The 16,433-nt window shown below is 59.9% G+C and carries 16 protein-coding genes; 6 read left to right on the top strand and 10 right to left on the bottom strand.

The genetic code is table 11. The features are described from left to right. Window positions 1-882, bottom strand: a complete 882-nt coding sequence (locus IB213_RS14580; protein ID WP_192407443.1) for an amino acid ABC transporter substrate-binding protein — start codon at window positions 880-882, stop codon at window positions 1-3. A 292-nt stretch (window positions 883-1,174) separates the two neighbouring features. Here IB213_RS14580 and IB213_RS14575 point away from each other — a divergent pair, with 292 nt between their 5' ends. Beyond that, window positions 1,175-2,395 carry a D-amino acid dehydrogenase gene (locus tag IB213_RS14575; protein WP_192407441.1) on the top strand — a complete coding sequence of 407 codons (1,221 nt, stop codon included), beginning with the start codon at window positions 1,175-1,177 and terminating at the stop codon, window positions 2,393-2,395. 17 nt (window positions 2,396-2,412) lie between these two features. Here the strand turns inward: IB213_RS14575 and IB213_RS14570 are convergent, their stop codons facing one another. Both IB213_RS14570 and IB213_RS14565 read right to left on the bottom strand, forming a co-directional pair. Further along, the gene (locus IB213_RS14570) at window positions 2,413-3,318 is read right to left on the bottom strand and encodes a LysR substrate-binding domain-containing protein (RefSeq protein ID WP_191721988.1); all 906 of its coding nucleotides are present in this window, start codon (window positions 3,316-3,318) and stop codon (window positions 2,413-2,415) included. Window positions 3,319-3,510: 192 nt separating this feature from the next. After that, entirely contained in the window at window positions 3,511-4,080 is a 570-nt protein-coding gene (locus IB213_RS14565; RefSeq protein ID WP_192407439.1) for a cob(I)yrinic acid a,c-diamide adenosyltransferase, read from the bottom strand. Between the two features lie 163 nt (window positions 4,081-4,243). Here IB213_RS14565 and IB213_RS14560 point away from each other — a divergent pair, with 163 nt between their 5' ends. Together IB213_RS14560 and IB213_RS14555 are read left to right on the top strand one after the other, a co-directional pair. Then, complete coding sequence (locus IB213_RS14560; RefSeq protein WP_191721986.1) at window positions 4,244-4,588, top strand: EF-hand domain-containing protein; 345 nt, start codon at window positions 4,244-4,246, stop codon at window positions 4,586-4,588. A gap of 129 nt (window positions 4,589-4,717) precedes the next feature. Then, complete coding sequence (locus IB213_RS14555) at window positions 4,718-6,130, top strand: FAD-binding oxidoreductase (protein WP_192407437.1); 1,413 nt, start codon at window positions 4,718-4,720, stop codon at window positions 6,128-6,130. Window positions 6,131-6,282: 152 nt separating this feature from the next. Here IB213_RS14555 and IB213_RS14550 read toward each other — a convergent pair whose 3' ends face one another. Then, window positions 6,283-7,554 (bottom strand): MFS transporter, encoded by a 1,272-nt coding sequence (locus IB213_RS14550; RefSeq protein ID WP_192407630.1) that lies wholly within the window; start codon window positions 7,552-7,554, stop codon window positions 6,283-6,285. Window positions 7,555-7,627: 73 nt separating this feature from the next. On the opposite strand from IB213_RS14550, the gene IB213_RS14545 reads away from it, so the two are divergent. Continuing rightward, window positions 7,628-8,539 (top strand): helix-turn-helix domain-containing protein, encoded by a 912-nt coding sequence (locus tag IB213_RS14545; RefSeq protein ID WP_192407435.1) that lies wholly within the window; start codon window positions 7,628-7,630, stop codon window positions 8,537-8,539. Here the strand turns inward: IB213_RS14545 and IB213_RS14540 are convergent. After that, a complete protein-coding gene (locus IB213_RS14540; protein ID WP_192407433.1) occupies window positions 8,536-9,402 on the bottom strand; it encodes a class I SAM-dependent methyltransferase in 867 nt (288 codons plus the stop codon). The two genes, IB213_RS14545 and IB213_RS14540, sit on opposite strands and share 4 nt — an antisense overlap. A 226-nt stretch (window positions 9,403-9,628) precedes the next feature. Between IB213_RS14540 and IB213_RS14535 the strand changes: the two genes are divergently transcribed. Then, window positions 9,629-10,228, top strand: coding sequence for a tetratricopeptide repeat protein (locus IB213_RS14535; RefSeq protein ID WP_192407431.1), 600 nt, complete (start codon window positions 9,629-9,631; stop codon window positions 10,226-10,228). Between the two features lie 56 nt (window positions 10,229-10,284). Beyond that, entirely contained in the window at window positions 10,285-11,109 is an 825-nt protein-coding gene (locus IB213_RS14530; RefSeq protein WP_191721980.1) for a hypothetical protein, read from the top strand. Window positions 11,110-11,172: 63 nt separating this feature from the next. Here IB213_RS14530 and IB213_RS14525 read toward each other — a convergent pair whose 3' ends face one another. The 5 genes from IB213_RS14525 to mnmG form a co-directional block, all read right to left on the bottom strand. Further along, a complete protein-coding gene (locus IB213_RS14525) occupies window positions 11,173-12,087 on the bottom strand; it encodes a ParB/RepB/Spo0J family partition protein (protein WP_192407429.1) in 915 nt (304 codons plus the stop codon). Window positions 12,088-12,091: 4 nt separating this feature from the next. Beyond that, window positions 12,092-12,634 carry an alpha/beta hydrolase gene (locus IB213_RS14520; RefSeq protein WP_192407427.1) on the bottom strand — a complete coding sequence of 181 codons (543 nt, stop codon included), beginning with the start codon at window positions 12,632-12,634 and terminating at the stop codon, window positions 12,092-12,094. A gap of 74 nt (window positions 12,635-12,708) precedes the next feature. Then, the gene (locus tag IB213_RS14515; RefSeq protein ID WP_191721977.1) at window positions 12,709-13,479 is read right to left on the bottom strand and encodes a ParA family protein; all 771 of its coding nucleotides are present in this window, start codon (window positions 13,477-13,479) and stop codon (window positions 12,709-12,711) included. 230 nt (window positions 13,480-13,709) lie between these two features. Continuing rightward, entirely contained in the window at window positions 13,710-14,378 is a 669-nt protein-coding gene (gene rsmG / locus IB213_RS14510; protein ID WP_192407425.1) for a 16S rRNA (guanine(527)-N(7))-methyltransferase RsmG, read from the bottom strand. Then, window positions 14,375-16,333 carry a tRNA uridine-5-carboxymethylaminomethyl(34) synthesis enzyme MnmG gene (mnmG, locus tag IB213_RS14505; protein ID WP_192407423.1) on the bottom strand — a complete coding sequence of 653 codons (1,959 nt, stop codon included), beginning with the start codon at window positions 16,331-16,333 and terminating at the stop codon, window positions 14,375-14,377. The genes rsmG and mnmG overlap by 4 nt, the downstream gene beginning before the upstream one ends. Between the last annotated feature and the right edge of the window lie 100 nt (window positions 16,334-16,433).

The following is a 16,433-nucleotide window of genomic DNA, read 5'->3' as shown; positions in this document are numbered from 1 at the left end:
TTAGAACGCAGCCTTGTCGCTCAGCTCCACCAGGTTCTTCTTGAGCGCATCGCTCATGGGCAGGCCCAGTGCAGAGTTGGTGGGAGGAATCGGCTTCATGAACCATTTGTCGTACATGGCGGTGAACTTGCCCGACTTCATCAAGTCGCCAATCACGCCATCGACCAGGGTTTTGAACTTGGGGTCGTCTTTGCGCAGCATGCAGGCATAGGGCTCCACCTGCAGCGCATCGGCCACCACTTCGTAAGCTGCTGGATTTTTGGCGTTGGCAATCAGGCCGAACAGCAAAATGTCGTCCATGCCAAAGGCCACGGCGCGGTCGTTTTCCACCAGCAAGAAGGCATCGGCATGGTCTTTGGGCATGACCACTTCCATGCCCCATTTGTTTTCAGCGTTGGCCTTGCGCAGCACCTGCAAGTTGGTGGTGCCTGAGGTCACAGCCACGGTCTTGCCGTTGAGGTCGCTGTAGTTTTTGATGCCCGAGGTTTTCTTCACCAGCAAGCGGGTGCCGGTATAGAAATGGTTGATGGCAAAGTCCACATCTTTGGCGCGTGTGGTGTTGTTGGTGGTGGAGCCGCACTCCATGTCAATCGTGCCGTTGACCAGCAAGGGAATGCGGTTTTGCGAAGTCACCGCCTGCCAGTTGACCTTCAGATCCTTCTTGCCTGTGGCCTGCTTGACCGCTTCCACAATGGCATTGCTGATATCGACGGTGATACCCACTGGTTTACCGCCATCCAGATAGCTAAAAGGAATGGACGATTCACGGTAGGCCACGGTGATCTGACCACGCTCACTGATTTTGGCCAGGGTATCGGCATGCGCTGTGGCGAGACAAGCCAGACCCATGCTGGCGCAAAGCAAAGTGGTACGAAATTTCATGCAATTTCCCTTGTGATGGCTACGAATTGATAGGCCAGTGTAGGAACGACACTGCTGCGTGTGTGATGCCATTTGCACGCCAACCCATGCCCACAAATTATGGATATGGAAGGGTTTTCACCATGCAGGTGCAGCTATGGCTCATCACAGTGCCCGGCGCACAAATCCGGGCATCTCTGGCCAAGCGATTGCCATCCAACTCATAACATCAGGGCATACCCTAGATCGCAAACGCCATGCCCTGCCCTATCTGCCTGGGCCTACAGTTTGGCCAGCAAGGGAGAAACGAAAAATGCATGTGTGTATCGTGGGCGCCGGCATCACCGGCTTGGCAACAGCGTATGTTTTGCAGCAGGCGGGCTACCGCGTCACCGTGGTCGATCGCGGCGCGGCGCCTGCGGCAGGCGCCAGCGGCGGCAATGGTGCGCAGTTGAGCTTTGCCTACGTGCAACCGCTGGCAGACCCGGGCATCTGGAAGATGCTGCCCAAGCTGCTGACCGAGAAAGATTCGCCCCTGCGCTTTCGTCTGAAGGCCGATCCCGCACAGTGGCGCTGGGGCCTCGATTTTTTACAGGCATGCAACAGCGCCACTTCGCAGGCCAGCACGCAGTCTTTACTCAGTCTGGCGGCAGAAAGCCGCGTGGCTTTTGAGCAGATGCTGCAACAGGAGTCGCTGGATTGCGACCACAAAACTCCGGGCAAACTGGTGCTCTACCCCACGCAGGAAGCGCTAGATACCGCAGCCCAGCAAGTGGCCCTGCAAGCCCGCATGGGTGGTGCCACGCAGCACATCATGAATGCCGCCCAGGTGGCCCGTATTGAGCCCGCACTTGGCAGCTATGCCCCGCGCATGGCCGGTGCGGTCTACACCCCCAGCGAAAGCGTGGTGGACTGCCGCGTGCTGTGCGAGCAATTAGCCACCCTTTTGCAGCAGCGCGGCGCAGACATTCGCTTTGACACCACGGTGCACGGTTTTGACGTGCAGGGGGGCAGCATTCATGCGCTGCGCACCGCCACAGGCGTCTTGCAGGCCGATCACTTTGTGCTGGCCAGCGGCTGGGACAGCGCACAGCACGCCCGCCAGCTGGGCCTGCGCATTCCGGTCTATCCGCTCAAGGGGTACAGCATCACGATGGATACGGCGCAACAAGCCCACGCAGCACCGCTGGTCAGCGTGACGGACACCACGCGCAAGGTGGTGTTTGCGCGCATTGGAGAGCGCCTGCGTGTTGCGGGCATGGTGGAAATTGTGGGCGCCGACACCACGTTGCACACCGACCGCATTGCCAGCCTGCAGCAATCGACGCGTGAAGTGTTTCCACAGCTCAACCAGACGGCAGATGTGCAGCCATGGACGGGCATGCGCCCCGCTACCCCCACGGGCTTGCCCATCACCGGCCGCCAGCGCGGCGGGCCCGGCAACCTGTGGCTGCAAACCGGACATGGTGCACTGGGGCTGACGCTGGCCTTTGGCTCTGCCCAGCGTTTACTGCAGCAAATGCAGACAGCGTAAACAGCTGCCTGCCAGTTTTAACTGCCCAGAATTTCTTTCAGCGCCTTGCGCATTTCCTGCGTCATGGCGCGCGCCAGCACAGAGCTGGGCCGCTGGGCCAGATGCAGCGCATTCACGCTCACCGTGATGCGCGGCAGCAGCGGCACCACGTGTACCTTGCGCAGATCTGCGGCAGAGGCCGTGCAGCCATCCACAATGGCGGCCCCCAGGCCGTACTCCGCCATTGACAAGGCCGCGTGGTAGGTCTGCACCGTCACCACCGGAGACAGGCCCACACCATGCTCACGGCAGGCCTGGTTGATGCGCATGCCCAGCGGGTCTTTCACATCCAGCGCCACCAGCGGCACATCAATCAAATCCTCCAGCGTCATGCCCTTGGTGTGGATGCGTGATGGCGGCAGCAGCCCCTTGGGCAGCACGCAGTGCATATCGACCTCGGCCAGCGTTTCGTGTTCCAGCGCGGGCTGACCAACAGAGCTGATGACAAAGCCCACATCTGCCTCCTGCAGCAGCAAGGCAGAGACCACCTGCGGCGTATGCAGCGCCTGCACGTTCACTTGCACCTGCGGGTACTTTTGCCGAAAACGCGCCACCGCGTGCGGCAGCACTTCGCGGCTGAGCGCAAACACGCTCAGTACCAGCAGTTTGTCGCTGGCATGGCCGTGGCGCAAATTGGCTGCCAGACGCTGCACCTCGTCGAGCTGCTCGTACAGCCGCTCCACCAGCGGAAAGAGCGCCATGGCTTCATTGGTGGGCGTCAGGCGGCCGCGCACACGCTCAAACAGTGGAAAGCCCAGTTGCAGCTCCGCATGCTGCAGCGTGCGGCTGACGGCCGGCTGCGTCACGTTGGTCAAACGCGCAGCGGCGCTGACGCTGCCGGTCTGCATCACCGCATGAAACACCTCAATGTGCCGTAAGCGCATAACCGTCCAACTCCTTGCAAAGGCCGTGTGTTCTACCCGGGACTTGCAGCAACATGCATGCCCGTATCACAAAAAAAGAGCATGCAGCGCTTTCCAAGCAATGATTTCAGATGTTAAACACCGTGAAACCAATTGTTTATGAGCGTTGCTCGCTCTTTTTTTAGCGTTTCTACCAATGCCCAGCTGACTGTTTCACGCACCCTCTTGCAGCTTGGCCAGGCGATCGCTTTTCCAGTACACATCATCGCCACCGTCCACGCGGTTGAGCACACGGGCCAGCACAAACATCAGGTCTGACAGGCGATTGAGGTACTGGCGCGGCGCGGCACGCATGGTCTCCACCTCTTGCAGCGCCACCACACTGCGCTCTGCGCGGCGTGCTACGGTGCGGCAGACGTGCGCCTGCGACGCCGCACGCGTGCCAGCGGGCAAGATGAACTCCAGCAGGCGCGGCAACTGCGCGTTGTAGTGGGCCAGCGCTTCATCCAGGCGCAGCAGTGCATCGTCCTTGAGCAGTTCATAGCCGGGGATGGAAATTTCCCCTCCCAGGTTGAACAGCTCATGCTGCACATCCACCAGCACCGCGCGCACGCCATCGGGCAGTGCCTCGCACAGCAGCAAGCCGATGTGCGAGTTCAGCTCATCCACATCACCCATGGCGTGGGGGCGCGCGCTGCTTTTGGAAACGCGGGTGTTATCGCCCAGCCCCGTGCTGCCGTCATCCCCGGTGCGGGTGGCGATTTGTGAAAGGCGATTACCCATAAGAACTCCTGGTTGCGCACGCAAGCAACACGTGCAAAACGGGCATTGTGCGTTACATGATGCTGGCAGATGTTGGTGCGGGAAACAGCCGGCAAAAAGCGTGGACATCAGCCCTTGCATGCCTTGCAATGGAGCCATGTTGAATACGACAAGGACTCTTGCCATGAACACTACCGCACGCAAACCCCACACCTTTGACATGCGCAGCCTGCTGCTGTTTGCCAGCTTGACGGTGGGTGGTACCTCTGCGGTTTTGGCTCAGACGCCGAATACGCCCTCCTCGCAGGCCCCCGCCAAAACAGCACCTGCACCCGTTGCTCCCGCTGTGCAGCCCATCACCCCTTCTGAAGCATTCATGCGCTCCGACCTGAACCGCGATGGGCTGTTGTCGCGCGAGGAAGCAGAAAACCTGCCCAGCGTTGCCGCCCAGTTTGAACAATGGGACCGTGACGGCAATGGCAGCCTGTCGATGGAAGAATTCTTGCTGGGCGTTCAAAAACACAAGTAAGCGCCCTGCTGCAGCGGCGATGCCAGATGCCGGTGTCACCGCTGCGCGGCGAATGCAGCGCCCCCTATTTACGGGGGCCACAACGGGGCCTGAGGTGGTATTCTTTTTGGCTGCATTTGGAGCCCTACGATGAACGCACCCACCACCTCGCAGCAGTTGCTGCCCCGCGCCATTTCCCCTGAATTTCTGCAAGCGCTGACTGCCCGTTTTGGCACGCAGTGCTCTGTTGCGCAGGCCGTGCGCGAGCAGCATGGCCGCGACGAAGGCTCCATCCAGGCCCCCCCGCCTGCGGCTGTTGTCTACGCGCACAGCACCCAGGATGTGGCCGATACCGTCAAGCTGGCCGCACAGCACAACGTGCCCGTGATTGCGTATGGCGCAGGCTCGTCGCTCGAAGGGCATTTGCTGGCCGTGCAAGGCGGTATCAGCCTGGATGTCAGCCGCATGAACCAGGTGCTGCGCATCAACGCCGAAGACATGACGGTGACTGTGCAGCCCGGCATTTTGCGCAAGCAGCTGAACGAAGCCATCAAAGACCAGGGCCTGTTTTTCCCCATCGACCCCGGCGCTGACGCCTCCATTGGCGGCATGGCCGCTACACGCGCCAGCGGCACCAACGCCGTGCGCTACGGCACCATGCGCGAGACCGTGCTGGCGCTAGAGGTGGTGACTGCCAGCGGCGAAATCATTCGCACCGGCAACCGTGCCAAAAAGAGCGCTGCCGGCTACGACCTGACACGCCTGATGGTGGGCAGCGAAGGCACGCTGGGCATCTTCACCGAGATCACGCTGCGCCTGTTCCCGCTGCCCGAGGCTGTGAGTGCCGCCGTGTGCTCATTTGCCAGCATTGCTGATGCCGTACACACCGTGATTCAGACCATCCAGATGGGCGTGCCGATTGCGCGTGTCGAGCTGGTTGACGCTGCCACCGTGGCCATGGTCAACAAGCACAGCAACCTCACGCTGCGCGAAGAACCCATGCTGCTGATGGAGTTTCACGGCAGTCCCAACGGCGTGAAAGAGCAGGCCGAACTGGTGCAGGACATTGCGGCCGAATTCAACGCCCAGGGCTTTGAATGGGCTGACACCCCCGAAGAGCGCACACGCCTGTTCACCGCCCGCCACAACGCGTACTTTGCCGGCATTCAAAGCCGCCCGGGCTGCCGCGCCATCACGACCGACACCTGCGTGCCCATCAGCCGTCTGGCGGACTGCTTGCTCGAATCAATCGATGAAGTGAACGCCAGTGGCATTCCGTACTTTTTAGTCGGCCACGTGGGCGACGGCAACTTCCACTTTGGCTACCTGATCGATCCCGATGATGCCGATGAACGCGCCCGCGCTGAAGCGCTGAATCACCGCCTGGTGCACCGCGCCATCGCCATGGAAGGCACTTGCACGGGTGAGCACGGCATTGGTATTCACAAGCAGGATTTCTTGGTCCAGGAGTGCGGCGAGGGCGCGATTGCCATGATGCGCGCCATCAAGCAGGCACTGGACCCGCAGAACATCTTGAACCCGGGCAAAGTCTTTGCTCTATAAAAAACAAAGCTATAAGCGCTTGCTATTGCTTGTTTTCAAAGTGTTTTATATCTTAAAACAAGCATGGACAGGCGTTGGTAGCTCCTGAAAACAAAAAGGCCGCATTCGCGGCCTTTTTTCGGTGGGTCGATTGCCCTCCTTTATGACCGCACTCAGGCAGCAGCGCCCACCGCTATGCGCTTTTGGTGCAGCTGCACGCCCACCGCACTGGCAGCCAGCACACTCACCGCCAAGGCCAGCGCCGCGCCAAAAAATACCTGGCTGTGCATCTGCTGGTCCATCATCCAGCCAAAGATGGGGGCGGCCACGGCAAACCCCGTATCCAGGCCCGAATACACGGTGCCATACACGCGCCCAGTGGCACCTGAAGGAGTGGCTCGCTTGATCAGCATGTCACGCGAAGGGCCTGCCAAACCGTGACCAAAACCTGCGGCAGAGGCCAGGATCAAAGCCGCGGTACCGGGCAGCCAGCCCGTGCCCACAATGGCCAGACAGGCAGCGGCAATCAGCAGGAAAGTGGCAATGATTTTTTCCAGCCGCTGCACGCGCTGCGCCAGAAAGCCGCCACCGACCATGCCCAGCGCACCGCACAGCATGAAGCCAGTGACCACCAGCGCCGTCTGCGTCAGCGGCAGGTCATACATCAGGTGCAAAGCGGTGCTGGCGTAGTTCTGAATGGCGCTCAGCGCCACGGTGCTGAAGAAAAAGAAAGCAAAGCACATCCACACCGCAGGCAGCTTCAAATACGCAAACGGGCTTTCTGCAGAGGTGGCCGCCGCAGCATGTGCTTTGGTGTTGGCACCCGCCGCGTCAAACGCTTTGTCATCCAGCCAGCGGCGGTTGAGCCACATGGTGAGCAAGACTGTGGCGGCAAACACCGCACCACACACGCAGGCAATGCGCCAGGAACCCGTCCACGTGGTGATGCCCAGCATGAACACCGGCGCCATGGCCCAGCCAAGGTTGCCGGAGATACCGTGCACCGAAAACGCATGGCCAATGTTCTTGGCCGTTACGCGTTTGTTCAAGATGGTGAAATCCACCGGGTGAAACGGTGCATTGCCCAGCCCCGCAAAGAACGATGCAGCCAGCAGCATGGCGTAGTTCTGTGCCACCGCAGCCAGCAAGCCAGCGACGACAAAGCTGCTCAGTGCGGCAAACAGCACGCGCTGCGCGCCCACTTTGTCCACCAGAAAACCTGCCAGCATCTGCCCGGTGCCCGAGACAATGAAGAACAGCGACACCATCACACCCAGTTGCGAGTAGCTGGTGTCGAATTCCGCAATCAGCCACGGAAACAGCGGCGGCAGCAGCAGGTGAAAAAAGTGGGAAGAACCGTGGGCCAGGCCCACCAGGCCAATGGTGCGCGCATCACGGCGCTCAGGGGCAGCAGAAGCAATCACAGAAGCAGTCATGCTGCGCATCTTAGGCAGCGACGTTGCGGCAGGTATGCGATAGTCGGCCAAAAGCTATTGCAAATCTGCCAATTCGCATGCCATGCCCAAACCCATCGCTTTGCCTGCCGTTGCACCAGGCATAAATCCACACCGCAACGCACGCACGCTGGAGCAAATTCCCATCCTGGATCCGCTGCTCTACCAGCCGCATGCGCAGCGCCCTGTGCGCTCCAAAATGCGCGAGCTGGACAAAGACACCCTGATCATGCCCCACACACACCCGTGGGCGCAGCTGGCCCTTTCCACGGGCGGCGTGATACGACTTTCACTGGCCAACGCCACCTACATCGTGCCGCCCCACCGCGCCGTGTGGGTGCCGCCCGGCGTTCAGCATGCCGTGACCATGGTGGAGACTGCACGCCTGTATACCTTGTACTTTTTGCCTGACACGCATGGTGGCGGGGCCCAGGCACGCTGGATGAACGACCCCGTCTGGCAAGAGTGCCGCGTCATGGAAGCTTCTGCGCTGCTGCGTGCACTGGTCGTGGAGATGGACATTGGCAGCGACACCTCGCTGCCCCTGACACCGACCCAGCAAGAGCGCGAACTGCACCTGAGCGCCCTGGTCTGCGACGAGCTGCGCCGCGCGCCCGTAATCCATCTGGGCATCCGGCTGCCCAAAGACAAGCGCCTGAAAAACCTCTGCGAGGCCGTACTGGCAGATCCCACACGCCACGAAACGCTGGAGCAATGGATTCTGGACACCGGGGCCAGTCTGCGCACCGTGGCCCGGCTTTTTCGCAGTGAACTGGGCTGCACTTTCACCCAGTGGCGCCAGCAAGTCGTGCTGGCGCACGCGGTGGCACTGGCTGCACAGCAGTTGCCCATTGCGCACATCGCGGCTGAGCTGGGCTACACGCACAGCGCATTCAGCGCCCTGGTGCGCCGCACTGTAGGCATGACGGCGGCCACCTTTTTAGGGCAGCAGCAGTCTGCGCCCACAGCGCCCTAGTGCCTGTGCAGATTGCCGCCGGGGCGGCCTTTGCGGGGGTACAGACTCTGGCCTTGCACCACAATGCCCTGCGGGCGCACAGGCAGCATGCCCGCGATTTCGTCGCTCAGCACACTGTCGTAGTCCACCTCGGCCAAAGGGGCCTGATAGGCATAGACTTCACGGCCATCTTCCAGTTCGGCAACGTAGACCGGAGCCACGTCGGGGATGGGAAAGTTCAAGCTCACCAGCCACGAGCCATGGCGCATTTCACCCAATGATTTGACCGCAGCACGGCTCATGCTCTCCGGGCGCTGAAACAGATAGACCAGATCAAAATCACCCCAGCTGCTTTGCCACAAATCACCCCTGCGCACCACCGCCCATGGGCAGCGCAGTGCACTCAGCCAGCGCAGCGGCCAGCTCCACTCCACACCATAAATACGCGCCTGCGGCCAGGCGCTGCGCAAGGCTTTCAGACCATCGCCCGCCCCGCAACCGGCATCCAGCACGTGCGCACCCTCAGCCAGTGCAATGTGTGCAGCCAAGCCGTCCAGAGCGCCTTTGGGTGTCGGAAATACCGGCGCATCGCGCCAGGCATTGATGGGGTACACCAGCAGCAGAAGCGCCAGCGGCAGCAGCCACAGCCACGCGGGAAAGCTGCCTGCTGCCAGCACCATCCATGACAGAGGAAAGCCCAAGGCAATCATCACGCGGCGCCACCATGTGCCCCCCCACAGGCTGGTTGCCAGAGCGCAGGTACAGGCAACGCACAGCGCCCCCCACCATGGCAACCAGACCTGGCCCACGGCAAAGCTGGCCCAGGCAAGGCCCCAGGCCAGTAATGCGGGGATTGGCCATATCAGCTTGTTCAGAAAATGCATGCCGCGATATTGCCCGAAAGATCAATGCCACAGCACCTGCAGGCAGCAACCCGCGACCATGCACCACGCACCACGCACCACGCACATTAATTACCCTATGACTTCTCACAAAGAATAGTAGAAATCTTTCGATAAGCTTCTAAAAGAAACAAAGTTTCCTTTTCGCAAGAAAAACCACAAAATTACGCCATTTACATAAATGAGAGAAAGAGGGGGGGGGAGAGCTATGTCCAAATTTTTTGGATGGTATGTACTGCCTGCGTTCATCTTGGCAGGCTGCGCAGCACAGCCACCGGCAGAGCAATTGTCTCGCCAAGAAACCGTTCGCGTCTGCACGGGCAGCCAGTGTGTGGACCAGCATCGCAACACCGTGACTGCCCTCAGTCCGCCCTCCGACCCAGAGGCGGAACGCAGGCTCGCAGCCTTGAGTCAGCTGGCAGAGAAAAATCCCAAAGCAGCCTATGACCTGGCACTGCGTTTTCTGCGCGGCGACGGCGTAGAGCGCAACAGCTTCCAAGCCATAGAGTGGCTGCGCAGCGCTGGCGATCAGGGTCTGGTCGACGCGCAATTTGCACTGGGCCGCCTGTATCTGCTCGGCTTTGAGGAAATGGGCTCAGACCCCGCCGAGGCTGAAGCGTGGCTCTCGCGCGCAGCGGCCAAAGGCCATAAAGAGGCCCTGCGCCTGCTGCCCCAGGCCCAGGCCGCCAAGAAAAATGAACACGAGCAGTACCAGGTCCGCGAGGCGGATCGCAAATCATGGGGCGCCTGGTACACCACAGCACCGTATTACTGGCACTGGAGAGGCTCCAGCTGGTACTTGCATTGAGCTGTGTCGCACCCCGTTTTGTTATCCGTTTTTATTGACTGAAAGAGACCTCATCCATGTCCAAGAAGACTTTGACTTTGCTGGCAGCTGCCAGCACCCTGGTTCTGACTGCCTGCGTGACCCCCGGTGGTGGCCAGATCACCACAGGCAATGCAGCCACAGCCGCCACAGGTGCTGCAGGCGGTGCCGCAAGCGTCAACGCCAATGCATCTCTGGAACGCTGCGATGCACCCCTGGGCACGCTGGCCGTTGACGACGGCCGCGGCAAGGAATGGTTTGCCAGCTTTGGGCAGGCCACACAGGTGACCAATATCGAGCCCCTGATCCGTCTGGCGGTCCAGCAGTCCAACTGCTTTGTGATCACCTCCATTGGCAACAGCCGCACGGAAGGCAAGCTTTCTGCCATCACGAACAAGCAACGCAATTCCGGCGAATTCCGTGCCGGCTCGCGCCAGCAAAAGGGGCAGCGCGTTGCCGCCGATTACTACCTGGAACCCGCCATCATCATCAGCAACGAATCGGTGGGTGGTCTGGCAGCAGGTCTGGGCGGCTTGTTCGGTGGTGTAGCGGGCGCACTGGCAGGCAACCTGCAAAGCAAGCAGTCGGTGGTCACCATGACCATGTTTGACATCCGCTCCGGTGTGCAGCTGTCCATCTCCGAAGGCAATGCCACAGCCACCAACTATGGCGCAGCACTGGGGGCGTTTGGTGGTGGCGCAGCAGCCGGTCTGGGCGGGTTCTCGCGCACCCCAGAAGGCAAGGCAACTGTTGCCGCCTTTATGGATGCCTACAACAACATGGTGGTGTCTCTGCGCAACTACAAGGCCCAGGAAGTCAAGGGTGGCCTTGGCCGCGGCGGTCAGCTGAAAGTGGGCAAGTAAACAGCGCTGACAGGCAACAAAAAAGGGCTTCCTCGGAAGCCCTTTTTGCATGGTGCGCAGATCTTAGCCACGCAGTTTTTCGATCAGGCCATTGAGCTCTTCCAGCGAGCCAAACTGGATGGCCAGCTCCCCCATGTCCTGCAGCTTGCCGTGGCGTTTGACGCGCTTTTTCACACGCACCTCCACCTGCGCCATCAACAGGTCAGAAAGCTCTTCTTCCACGCGCTGCACATCGCGCGATTTGGCTACTTTTTTGCCCTTGGCTGCCGCCGTACCGTCGTTGCTTTCCGCAATTTTTTTGACCAGCCCCTCGGCCTCTCGCACCGACAGCTTCTTGCCTGCGATCTGGTTGCCTGCGCTGATCTGCTCTGCCTTGTCCAAAGCCAGCAGAGCGCGGGCGTGGCCCATGTCGATGTCACCGGCCATCAGCATGGTCTGCACCGGTTCTGCCAGATTCAGCAAACGCAGCAAGTTGGATGCAGCAGAACGCGAACGACCAACGGACTGAGCCGCCTGCTCGTGCGTGTAATTGAACTCTTTGACCAACCGTGCCAGACCTTGCGCTTCTTCCAGCGGGTTGAGGTCTTCGCGCTGAATGTTTTCAATCAGCGCCATGGCGGCGGCGGCTTCGTCCGGCACATCACGAACCAGCACGGGCACGCTGTCTAAACCTGCAATTTTTGAGGCGCGAAAGCGGCGCTCCCCCGCGATGATTTCATACCTGCCGGCATGCTCGCCCTTGAGCAGTTTGCGCACCAAAATTGGCTGCATGATGCCCTGCGCTTTGATGCTCTCGGCCAGTTCATACAGCGCACCCTCATCCATGCGCGTACGTGGCTGGTACTGGCCTGCCACCATCTCGGTGACCGGCAAGCTGCTGGGCACATCCGTGGATGCGGCAGCCAGTGCATCTTCTACTTTGGGCCCCAGCAACGCTTCCAAACCACGTCCTAGGCCTTTGGGTTTCTTGGTCACCATGGTCTTAATCTTTCATCAGTGATTGCAGCAAAGCATGGCCATCGGTCCAATCGCCCAGCCCGCTGTCGGTATTGATATGACCTGCACAGCCCAGGTCCACAAATTGCGATCCCCAGGCCTGTGCCATCTGCTGCGTGCGCGCCGGTGTGCAATACGGGTCATTTTGGCTGCCCACCAGCACGCTGGGAAATGGCAGGCGCTGCAGCATCAGCGGTGACCAGCCGGGCAACAGATTGCGAATGTGCGCTTGTTCCACATCTGCCGGGGCAACCAGCAAAGCAGCCTGCACGCGGGTTTTGGCCACAGGGGAATGCGCTGCCCACCATGCGGTCAATATGCAGCCCAGACTGTGTGCCACCAGCACCACGGGCTGGGCACTGTCAATCACCGTGTCTTGCAGGCGCGCAGACCAGTCTCCGCGCAGCGGGCGCTGCCAGTCATGCTGCTGCACACGCTCGTAGCCATGCAGCGCTTCCCAGCGGCTTTGCCAGTGGCCGGCATCAGAGTTTTGCCAGCCAGGCAGCAGCAATACACGGGGAGAATTCACAGAATCAGTCACTTGCTTTTTCGTAGCTGTTAACGCTTGTTGTATCTGTCTCAGAGGGCGTTTGCCGTGAAGGCTTATTTCTTGTCAATGCGTTTGACCATCTCTTTGGCAAAGTCAATAAACGCTTTGCTGCCCTTGGCGGAAGGGTCAAACACCACGCCGGGCACGCCGTAGCTGGGGGCTTCAGCCAGGCGTACGTTACGGGGAATCACGGTGTCGAACACTTTGTCGCCAAAGTGGGCCTTGAGCTGGTCACTCACCTGCTGCTGCAGGGTGGTGCGCGGGTCAAACATCACGCGCAGCAAGCCAATGATCTTCAGCTCTTTGTTCATGTTGGCGTGCACCTGCTTGATGGTGTTGACCAGATCGGTCAGGCCTTCCAGCGCAAAGTACTCGCACTGCATGGGCACGATCACGCCATGGGCCGAACACAAGCCATTGAGCGTGAGCATGGACAAGCTTGGCGGGCAATCAATCAGCACAAAATCAAAGTCGTTTTTGACCGCATCCAGCGCCGTCTTGAGGCGCTCATTGCGGCGCTCCAGCGCCACCAGTTCAATCTCTGCACCACTCAATTCACGGTTGGCACCAAGCACGTGATAGCCGCACTTTTCAGACAGCACGGCGGCTTCCTGAATAGAGGCAGACTCCAGCAGCACGTCGTACACACTCAGCTCTAAAGCACGCTTGTCAATGCCAGAACCCATGGTGGCGTTGCCCTGTGGATCCAGGTCCACCAGCAATACCCGCTGGCCTACCTTGGCCAAGCCGGCGGCCAGATTCACTGCTGTTGTTGTTTTGCCGACGCCACCCTTTTGGTTGGCTATACAGAAAATTTGGGCCATGAGAAAAAGCTGGTGAAGGGCGCCATGCGCTCTTTATGAAACACCCTTTGTGCTGCAAAGCATTGCTACACAAAGGAAAAAGGCCCAGCGCGTAAGCTTTGGCCTTTCAATGCGGCACACAGGGCATGCCGTGTATCTTGCCAACGCCACCCCCGCATTGAAAACTCTGTTTCGCAAAACAAGGTTTCACGAAAACCCGAGTTTATGCCAGGAGTGCGTTCAGTGGCGGTTCAAAGTGTGTCGGCGACGGGTTTCGCCCACACGATGCAGCGCTCCGCATCCAGCCCAGGAACGTTCAAAGGTTCCACGTGAAACACATGCACGTTGTTACCCAGTGCATCTATTTCATCTTGTGGGTGCTTGCCCTTCATGGCAAACCAGATGCCATCAGCCGCAATCGCCGCACGCGACCAGGTAGTGAAATCCACCAATGATGCAAAGGCACGGCAACTGACAATGTCATAGGGACCATGGAGCGTTTCCACGCGCGCGTGAATGCCTTTGAGGTTGGGCAGCTTCAGCGCCACTGCCGATTGCTGCAAGAAGGCAGCCTTCTTGCCCACGGTGTCTACACAGTGGATATCCACCTCGGGGCAGCACACTGCAAACACCACACCAGGCAGACCACCGCCAGAGCCAACGTCCAGCTGCATCACACGCTTGCCTGCAGGCTTGCTCAGAGCAGCCACATGGCGGCGCAGCGCAGGCACTGCCGCCAGACTGTCTAGCATGTGCAGCGACATCATCTCTTGCGGGTCACGCACCGACGTCAGGTTGTAGACTTTGTTCCACTTTTGCAGCAGATCCAGAAAGTCCATCAGCTTATCGAGCTGCTCTATCGACAGGTTCAGCGACAGCTTTGCTGCGCCCTGCTCCAGCTGCCTGCGCAATTCGCTCATGCCGACTCCTTCAACGGTGCAAAGTCTTTGAAGCCGCCTTTTTTCAGGTGGATCAGCAGCAGAGAAACCGCAGCCGGGGTGACCCCGGAAATGCGCGATGCCTGGCCCAGTGTTTCGGGCCGGTGCTTTTGCAGTTTTTGGCGCACCTCAATCGACAAGGCTGCCACCTGCATGTAATCCAGCTCGGCGGGCAGCTTCAGTGTTTCATAGTGAGCGGCACGTTCGACCTCGTCTTTTTGACGATCAATGTAGCCCGAGTACTTGGCTGCAATTTCAACCTGCTCGATCACCGCTGCGTGCAGGTCTCCCAGTGTTTCACGTGAAACTTCGGCGGACTGGTACTTGCCTTCGCTCATCTGAGCCAAGGCGGGGTAAGACACGCCGGGACGACGGAGCAAGTCAAACAGGCTGTACTCATGCTCAATGCTCTTGCCCAGCACACGCTCTGCTTCTGCTGCGGGCAGGCTGCGGGGGTTCACCCACGTGGCCTTCAGGCGTTCTGTTTCACGTGAAACAGCGTCACGTTTGCGATTGAACATTTCCCACTGTGCATCACCTACTACACCGAGCTTTCGACCAATTTCTGTCAAGCGCATGTCGGCGTTGTCTTCACGCAGCTGCAGGCGGAACTCTGCACGGCTGGTGAACATGCGGTAAGGCTCTGTCACGCCTTGCGTGGTCAGGTCATCCACCAGCACGCCCAGGTAAGCCTCATCGCGGCGGGGCAACCAGGCATCCATCTCGCGCGCTTGCAAGCCAGCGTTGATGCCGGCGAACATGCCCTGGGCCGCGGCCTCTTCGTACCCCGTCGTGCCATTGATCTGGCCGGCAAAGAACAGTCCGTTGATCTGGCGGGTTTCAAAGCTGGACTTCAGACCACGTGGGTCAAAGTAGTCGTATTCAATGGCGTAGCCGGGGCGCAAGATGTGCGCGTTCTCCAGCCCCTTCATGGAGCGCACCAGCGCATACTGAATATCGAAAGGCAGAGAGGTCGAGATACCGTTGGGGTAAAACTCGTGCGTGGTCAGCCCTTCTGGCTCCAGAAAGATCTGGTGGCTGTCTTTGTCTGCAAAGCGGTTGATCTTGTCTTCCACGCTGGGGCAGTAGCGCGGGCCCACGCCTTCAATCTTGCCGGTGAACATGGGGCTGCGGTCAAAACCGCTGCGAATGATCTCGTGCGTGCGCTCGTTGGTATGCGTGACCCAGCATGGCATTTGTCGTGGGTGCATGTCTGCGTGACCACGGTAGCTGAACACTGGCACATGGCCTTCATTCATGCCACCGGGCATGCCATCGCCTGGCTGCTCGGTGCACTGGCTGAAGTCGATCGAGCGGCCGTCGATACGCGGAGGAGTTCCGGTCTTCAGGCGGCCCTGGGGCAGTTTCAGCTCTTTCAGACGCGCAGACAGTGAAACGGCTGGCGGATCGCCCGCACGGCCTGCGGCGTAGTTGTCCAGGCCCACGTGGATCTTGCCGTCCAGGAAGGTTCCAGCCGTCAACACCACGGTCTTGGATCTGAACTGGATGCCTACCTGCGTAACGGCGCCGACCACGCGATCGCCCTCCACCATCAGATCGTCCACCGCCTGCTGGAACAGCCACAGATTGGGCTGGTTTTCCAGCATCTCGCGGATGGCCGCCTTGTACAGGATGCGGTCTGCCTGCGCACGGGTAGCGCGCACAGCCGGGCCTTTGGAGCTGTTCAGAATGCGAAACTGGATACCGCCAACATCGGTGGCCAGCGCCATGGCACCGCCCATGGCGTCCACTTCCTTGACCAGGTGGCCTTTGCCAATGCCACCAATGGAAGGGTTGCACGACATCTGACCCAAGGTCTCAATGTTGTGCGTCAAAAGCAAAGTTTTGCAGCCCATACGGGCTGCGGCCAGCGCCGCTTCGGTGCCAGCGTGACCGCCGCCGACGACGATCACATCAAATTCTTGGGGGTACAGCATGGTTTTCTCCGTCGCAGGCGGCGTGGTGGTTCACCCGCCCTTCGCAACCGTTGCAGGCGTGCGCTTGATGCAGCCCGCGCGCCACCAAAAACTTTCAGGC

Source organism: Comamonas sp. CMM02 (assembly GCF_014851485.1).
In the GTDB taxonomy this organism is placed as follows: Bacteria; Pseudomonadota; Gammaproteobacteria; order Burkholderiales; family Burkholderiaceae_C; genus Comamonas; species Comamonas avium.
This window is presented reverse-complemented; position numbering and strand designations above follow the sequence as displayed.

Coding starts and splice junctions, on each gene's coding strand:
- IB213_RS14580 (WP_192407443.1), bottom strand. CDS start 882: ATGAAATTTCGTACCACTTTGCTTTGCGCCAGCATGGGTCTGGCTTGT.
- IB213_RS14575 (WP_192407441.1), top strand. CDS start 1,175: ATGCATGTGTGTATCGTGGGCGCCGGCATCACCGGCTTGGCAACAGCG.
- IB213_RS14570 (WP_191721988.1), bottom strand. CDS start 3,318: ATGCGCTTACGGCACATTGAGGTGTTTCATGCGGTGATGCAGACCGGC.
- IB213_RS14565 (WP_192407439.1), bottom strand. CDS start 4,080: ATGGGTAATCGCCTTTCACAAATCGCCACCCGCACCGGGGATGACGGC.
- IB213_RS14560 (WP_191721986.1), top strand. CDS start 4,244: ATGAACACTACCGCACGCAAACCCCACACCTTTGACATGCGCAGCCTG.
- IB213_RS14555 (WP_192407437.1), top strand. CDS start 4,718: ATGAACGCACCCACCACCTCGCAGCAGTTGCTGCCCCGCGCCATTTCC.
- IB213_RS14550 (WP_192407630.1), bottom strand. CDS start 7,554: ATGCGCAGCATGACTGCTTCTGTGATTGCTTCTGCTGCCCCTGAGCGC.
- IB213_RS14545 (WP_192407435.1), top strand. CDS start 7,628: ATGCCCAAACCCATCGCTTTGCCTGCCGTTGCACCAGGCATAAATCCA.
- IB213_RS14540 (WP_192407433.1), bottom strand. CDS start 9,402: ATGCATTTTCTGAACAAGCTGATATGGCCAATCCCCGCATTACTGGCC.
- IB213_RS14535 (WP_192407431.1), top strand. CDS start 9,629: ATGTCCAAATTTTTTGGATGGTATGTACTGCCTGCGTTCATCTTGGCA.
- IB213_RS14530 (WP_191721980.1), top strand. CDS start 10,285: ATGTCCAAGAAGACTTTGACTTTGCTGGCAGCTGCCAGCACCCTGGTT.
- IB213_RS14525 (WP_192407429.1), bottom strand. CDS start 12,087: ATGGTGACCAAGAAACCCAAAGGCCTAGGACGTGGTTTGGAAGCGTTG.
- IB213_RS14515 (WP_191721977.1), bottom strand. CDS start 13,479: ATGGCCCAAATTTTCTGTATAGCCAACCAAAAGGGTGGCGTCGGCAAA.
- rsmG (WP_192407425.1), bottom strand. CDS start 14,378: ATGAGCGAATTGCGCAGGCAGCTGGAGCAGGGCGCAGCAAAGCTGTCG.
- mnmG (WP_192407423.1), bottom strand. CDS start 16,333: ATGCTGTACCCCCAAGAATTTGATGTGATCGTCGTCGGCGGCGGTCAC.